Annotated in this window: 7 protein-coding genes; 3 read left to right on the top strand and 4 right to left on the bottom strand. The window is 74.5% G+C overall.

Going from position 1 to position 5,461, the window contains the following annotated elements:
• Window positions 1-397 (top strand): CpaB family protein (locus tag CCN29_RS32550; protein ID WP_107481760.1); only part of this gene is annotated, 397 nt, incomplete at its 5' end.
• A gap of 56 nt (window positions 398-453) precedes the next feature.
• Here the strand turns inward: CCN29_RS32550 and CCN29_RS32555 are convergent.
• The gene (locus CCN29_RS32555; protein WP_031023017.1) at window positions 454-1,482 is read right to left on the bottom strand and encodes a P1 family peptidase; all 1,029 of its coding nucleotides are present in this window, start codon (window positions 1,480-1,482) and stop codon (window positions 454-456) included.
• A 43-nt stretch (window positions 1,483-1,525) separates the two neighbouring features.
• Between CCN29_RS32555 and CCN29_RS32560 the strand changes: the two genes are divergently transcribed.
• Complete coding sequence (locus CCN29_RS32560) at window positions 1,526-1,699, top strand: hypothetical protein (protein WP_006131152.1); 174 nt, start codon at window positions 1,526-1,528, stop codon at window positions 1,697-1,699.
• Window positions 1,700-1,713: 14 nt separating this feature from the next.
• Here the strand turns inward: CCN29_RS32560 and mscL are convergent, their stop codons facing one another.
• On the bottom strand, window positions 1,714-2,229 hold the full coding sequence (gene mscL, locus CCN29_RS32565; protein WP_006131151.1) for a large conductance mechanosensitive channel protein MscL: 516 nt from the start codon (window positions 2,227-2,229) through the stop codon (window positions 1,714-1,716).
• Between the two features lie 246 nt (window positions 2,230-2,475).
• Between mscL and CCN29_RS32570 the strand changes: the two genes are divergently transcribed.
• Window positions 2,476-3,222, top strand: coding sequence for a DUF6227 family protein (locus CCN29_RS32570; protein ID WP_031023016.1), 747 nt, complete (start codon window positions 2,476-2,478; stop codon window positions 3,220-3,222).
• A 62-nt stretch (window positions 3,223-3,284) separates the two neighbouring features.
• Here the strand turns inward: CCN29_RS32570 and CCN29_RS32575 are convergent, their stop codons facing one another.
• Both CCN29_RS32575 and CCN29_RS32580 read right to left on the bottom strand, forming a co-directional pair.
• Window positions 3,285-3,578, bottom strand: coding sequence for a hypothetical protein (locus CCN29_RS32575; RefSeq protein WP_006131149.1), 294 nt, complete (start codon window positions 3,576-3,578; stop codon window positions 3,285-3,287).
• A gap of 109 nt (window positions 3,579-3,687) precedes the next feature.
• A partial coding sequence (locus tag CCN29_RS32580) for a PTS fructose transporter subunit IIC (protein ID WP_086686114.1) occupies window positions 3,688-5,461 on the bottom strand: 1,774 nt, incomplete at its 5' end.

The raw sequence follows: 5,461 nt of genomic DNA on the forward strand, positions 1-5,461 counted from the left end.
GGCGGCGCTGGTCGCGGCGGGCCCGAGGGACACCGACCGGTCGCGGGGACATCCCGAGCCGGTCAGGGCGGCCGGGACACCCGTGGCGTCCGGCGGTGACGACCGCCCCGTACGGCAGCGGCGCGCGGCCGGGAAGGTCACCGCGCCGGTGCGGATCGCCGACGCGGCCACGGTCCGGCTGCTGCGGCCCGGTGACCGGGTGGACGTGATCGCGGCCGAGGAGACGGCGTCCGGCGGGCGGGCCAGAGTGGTCGCGCGCGGGGCGCGGGTCACGGAGGTGCCGGAGCCGGCGGGCGGAGACGGGGGCGCGCTGGTCGTCCTGTCGGTGCCGCGGGGCACGGCGGCGGAGCTGGCGGGCGCGAGCGCCACGGCACGGCTGGCGGTGACGCTGTGGTGACGCCTTCGTCCACGTCCGGCGCGTCCGGCGAGTCCGGCGGTCGGCCCCGCCGGCCGTCAGCTCCTTCCGTACAGCTCCCCGTACGACGGCCAGGCGCCGCCCGGACCGTCCACCGGGGTGGCGGCCCGTACCGCGCGGACGATTGCCCGGGTCACCAGGTCCGCGCCCGCCGCGAGCACCTCGTTCAGCGCGAGCGGATCCTTCACGTCCAGCGGGTGCGTGCCGGTGGCCAGGGTGAACACGGTGTCGCCGTCGTTCAGCAGGTGCACCGGGCGGACGGCGCGCGCGATGCCGTCGTGCGCGGTGCCGGCCACCTTCTGCGCCTGTGCGCGGCTCAGGTCGGCGTCGGTGGCGACCACGGCCAGCGTGGTGTTCATCGGCGGCGGGGCGTTCCGCTCGGCCGCCTCGGCCAGCCGGCGCCGTGCGGCCCGGTGCACGTCCGGGTCCGGCAGCCGGGGCCGCCCGCCGAAGTACTCCCCGTAGGGAACGCCCGTCTCCAGGTCCAGCGCCGACCCGACGGCGTTGGCCACCACCAGTGCGGCCACCGTCACCCCGGACGGCAGGACCGTGCTCGCCGAGCCGACCCCGCCCTTGAGTTGGCCCACCACGGCGCCCGTCCCCGCGCCCACGCAGCCCTGCGGCACCGGCGCCCCGGTGTCGGTGGCCGCGGCTGCCTCGACCGCCTCGCGGCCCAGGGCGGCGTCGGGCCGGGCCCGGAAGTCGCCGCCGCGGCCCAGGTCGAAGACGCAGGCGGCCGGCACCACCGGCACCACGTGCGCCGGCTCCGGGCCGACCCGCACCCCTCGGCCCCGCTCCTCCAGCCAGGCCATCACCCCGGACGCCGCGTCCAGGCCGTAGGCGCTGCCGCCGGTGAGTGTGACCGCGTCCACCCGCTGCACCACGTTGCGCGGGTCCAGCGCGTCCGTCTCCTTGGTGCCCGGGCCACCGCCGCGCACGTCCACCGCGGCGACCGCGCCGCCCTCCGGGGCGAGCACCACCGTGGTGCCGGTGAGCCATCCGTCGCCGGTCCGCGTCGCGTGTCCCACGCGCACGCCGGGCACATCCGTCAGAGCGTCAGCCTTCATGGAGGCAGTCATGCCCGCACGGCCCCGGCCGTACCCTGGAGCCATGAGTACCGCCCCCGAGCCCCCGCGCGAGCCGAAGCCCGCGCTGGTCTTCGACGACCCGCTGGACCAGCAGACCGCCGACGACACGGACCGCGGATGGGGCGAGCGCCCGTCCGGGGACAGCGCCGCCGACCTGAAGCGCTTCCTCGACGAGAAGCCGCCCCACCACATCTGACCGGGCGGCGGGTCCTACCGCCCGCCGTCGCCGGTCCGCCCGGACCCGCCGTCGGCCCCCGGGCCGCTGCCCTCGCCCTGCGCACGCTGGGCCAGCAGGGCGTCGCGGATGTCCTTCAGCACCTCAAGCTCGGTCACCTCGACGACCTCGTGGGCGCCTTCCTTCGCCTTGCGGCGCGCCTCCACGCGGGCCAGGTACTTGGCCATGGGCAGCACCATCAGGAAGTAGACGACGGCCGCCGTGATGAGGAACTGAAGGGTCGCGCCGAGGACCGAGCCCCACAGGATCCGCACCCCGGTCGCCGCGTCCCCGGTGCCCTCGCAGGGGCCCTTGAGACAGGACGTGTAGCTGTCGAGGTTCTGCGTGCCGAACGCGCCCACGAGCGGGTTGATGACGCCCTTCACGACCGAGTTGACGATGTTGGTGAAGGCGGCGCCGATGACCACCGCCACCGCCAGGTCGACCACGTTCCCGCGCATCAGGAAGGCCTTGAAGCCCTGCCACAGGCTGGTCTTCTCCGGGTCGCTCACTGCGGGGCCTCTTCTCTCGTGCGTAGGGTGCGGAGGGAAACGCTCCGCAACTTACGTCACGACCGAGGCGACGTGTCCAGTCGTGCCGGACGGCGGGACGGAGGACGGGCGGGCTTCACGGGGAACTGCCGTGTGTGGTCCGCTCGTCGTCGGGGCATACGTTTTCCCGGTTCCCGGACACGACGTCCGGGCGAGGGGCTACGGTATGCACCCACAAGGTGACATGCAGCAACGCCGGGAGAAACCTTGAGCGTTCCGTACGGGACGGCAGCGTGCGAACCGCCTGACTCGTCCGACTCACCGGAGGAGCATCTCGCGCGCCTTCTGGGCCGCGCCCTGAACTCCTTCGAGCTGCCGGACGAGTCGGTCCGCCGGCTGGACTGCGCGCTGGCGCACGACAGTTCCCTGCACTCGGCGCACCACGGCGGGGGTCTGCACCGGGAGACGTACCGGCACACGTGGCTGCTGGCGGACGGTTCGGCGCTGACGCTGTGGGAGTTGGCGCACAACACGGCACCGGGCGGCGAGCCGCAGCACGAGGTGTACGTGGACGAGGAGGAGTTGCGGACGGCGACAGCGCGGCTGCCGCTGCCGTCGGAGGCGCCGGAGTTCGAACTGCCGGTGACGGCCGTCGCGTTCCCGCTGCCCGCGGTGCGGCAGACGTACGCCTCGGACGACTCCCCCGACCACGCGCGCCGTTTACTGCGCCGGGCGGAGAACGCGGACCGGCCGGGCGCCGAGACGGCGGCCCTGCTGTCGACGGCGTGCGCGCACCGCATCACCCAGGCGTTCGGCCGCCCGTCGCGGTCGGGTCGTACGGCGCTGTGCATCTCGCTGTACGAGCACGCGTTCCTGCTGGGTGACGGCGGGGAGATCTCGCTGTGGGAGGTCGAGCACACGGTGACTCCGGACCGGCGGCACATGTGCGAGGTGTACACGAGCGAGGACGCCGCACGGCGGGCGATGGAGCGCCGGGCGGCCCAGTCCTGCTGACCCCGCCCGTCCGCCCCGCCCGACGGCCCCGAGCCAGGCGCTCTTCGCCTGCGCCCCCTCGCCTAGTCCCCTTCGGCCAGGCGTCGTACGAGGACGGCGAACGCGTCGCGTTCGGCGTCGGTGAGGCGTACGGTCTCCGCGCTCGGGCCCGTGGCCCGCTGGCGGGGGATGGTGGGGCCGCCGTGGCGGGTGTGGGTGTGCGGCGCGGTGGGCTCCGCCCCGGCGTGGGGGCGGGCGCGCCTGCGGAGGCGTACGCGGCGCCGGAGGGCGTCGGCCAGACCGGCCGCGCAGGCCACCACCACCAGGGTGACGACGGTGGCACCCGTCGTCCGCGAGAGGGTCTCGTGCTCAGCCATGCGCCCCAGTACACACCACGGTCCGGGGAGTTGTACCCCGGATCGTGATGATCGTGATCTATATCGCACTAGGCATGAACTGCCCACACACCCCCAAACGGACGCATCGTCACAGCGGCTGTGCGGCGACCGTTTCCTTGCCGGCTCCCGTGCTCCCGGCCGGGGTCGGGGCGGTGTGCGCGTCCGGGGCCGGGGCGATCGGCTCGGTGGTGCGGCGCAGGCCCTTGAGGACGATCACGAGGGCGGTGGTGACGCCGACGCCGGCGGCGATGGCGACGAGGTAGAGCAGCGGGTTGCCGATGAGGGGCACCACGAAGATGCCGCCGTGAGGTGCGCGCAGGGTGGCGCCGAACGCCATGGACAGGGCGCCGGTGACCGCGCCGCCGGCCATCGAGGCGGGGATGACGCGGAGCGGGTCGGCGGCGGCGAACGGGATGGCGCCCTCGGAGATGAAGGAGGCGCCGAGGACCCAGGCGGCCTTGCCGTTCTCGCGCTCGGCGCGGTTGAAGAGCCGGCCGCGCACGGTGGTGGCGAGGGCCATGGCGAGCGGCGGGACCATGCCGGCGGCCATGACCGCGGCCATGATCTTCATCGCGGAGTCGCCAGGGTCGGCGACGGCGATGCCGGCGGTGGCGAAGGTGTAGGCGACCTTGTTGACGGGGCCGCCGAGGTCGAAGCACATCATCAGACCGAGGAGGGCGCCCAGCAGGACGGCGTTGGTACCGGTGAGGCCGCCCAGCCAGTCCGTCATGCCCTTCTGCGCCTCGGCGATGGGCTTGCCGATGACGACGAACATCAGGAACCCGACGACCGCCGAGGAGATCAGCGGGATCACGACCACGGGCATGATGCCGCGCAGGGCCGCCGGGATGTTCACCTTCTGGATGGCGAGCACCACCCCGCCGGCGATCAGTCCGGCGGCGAGACCGCCGAGGAAGCCGGCGTTGATGGTGAGCGAGATGGCGCCGCCGACGAAGCCGGGCACGAGTCCGGGGCGGTCGGCCATGCCGTAGGCGATGTATCCGGCGAGGACGGGGACGAGGAAGCCGAAGGCGACGCCGCCGGTCTGGAAGAGCAGCGCGCCCCAGCTGCCGGCCTGGGTCCACACGAAGTGGTCCATGACCGACGGGGCCTCGTTGATCTCGTAGCCGCCGATCGCGAAGCCGAGGGCGATGAGCAGTCCGCCGGCGGCGACGAACGGGACCATGTAGCTGACGCCCGACATCAGCCATCGGCGCAGGCGGGTGCCGTAGCCCTCGCCGTCCGTGCCGGCGCGTTCCACGGGGGTGGCGGCGGAGGCGGTCCCGGTGGTCTCGCCGCGTGCGGCCTTGTCGCGGACCTCGGCGATCAGGGCGGCGGGCCGGCTGACGGCGGCCTTGACGCCGGTGTCGACGGTGGGTTTCCCGGCGAAGCGGTGCTTGTCCCGTACGGGAACGTCGTGGGCGAGGATCACGCCGTCCGCTGCGGCGATCACGGCCGGGTCGAGCCGCGTGAAGCCGGCGGAGCCCTGGGTCTCGACGACGATCTCGACGCCCGCCTCACGCCCGGCGTTCTCCAGGGACTCGGCGGCCATGTAGGTGTGGGCGATGCCGGTGGGGCAGGAGGTGACGGCGACGATCCGGAAGGGGCGGTCACCGGACGCCGCTCCCGCGCCCCCGGCGGCCGCCTCCGCGCCCTCGGCAGCCCCCTGCGCGCCCTCGGGGGCCGCCTCACCCTCGGCGCCGGTGCCGCCGGTAGGCGTCTCCTCCCCCCGGATCAGCGCCGCCGCGGCCTCCGCGTCCGTGGCGGCGCGCAGGGCGTCGGTGAACCCGGTGCTCATCAGGCGCCGGGCGAGAGCGGACAGGAGGGTGAGGTGGGCGTCGTCGGCGCCGGCCGGGGCGGCG

It is taken from the genome of Streptomyces pseudogriseolus (assembly GCA_002154585.1).
Classification (GTDB): Bacteria; Actinomycetota; Actinomycetes; order Streptomycetales; family Streptomycetaceae; genus Streptomyces; species Streptomyces pseudogriseolus.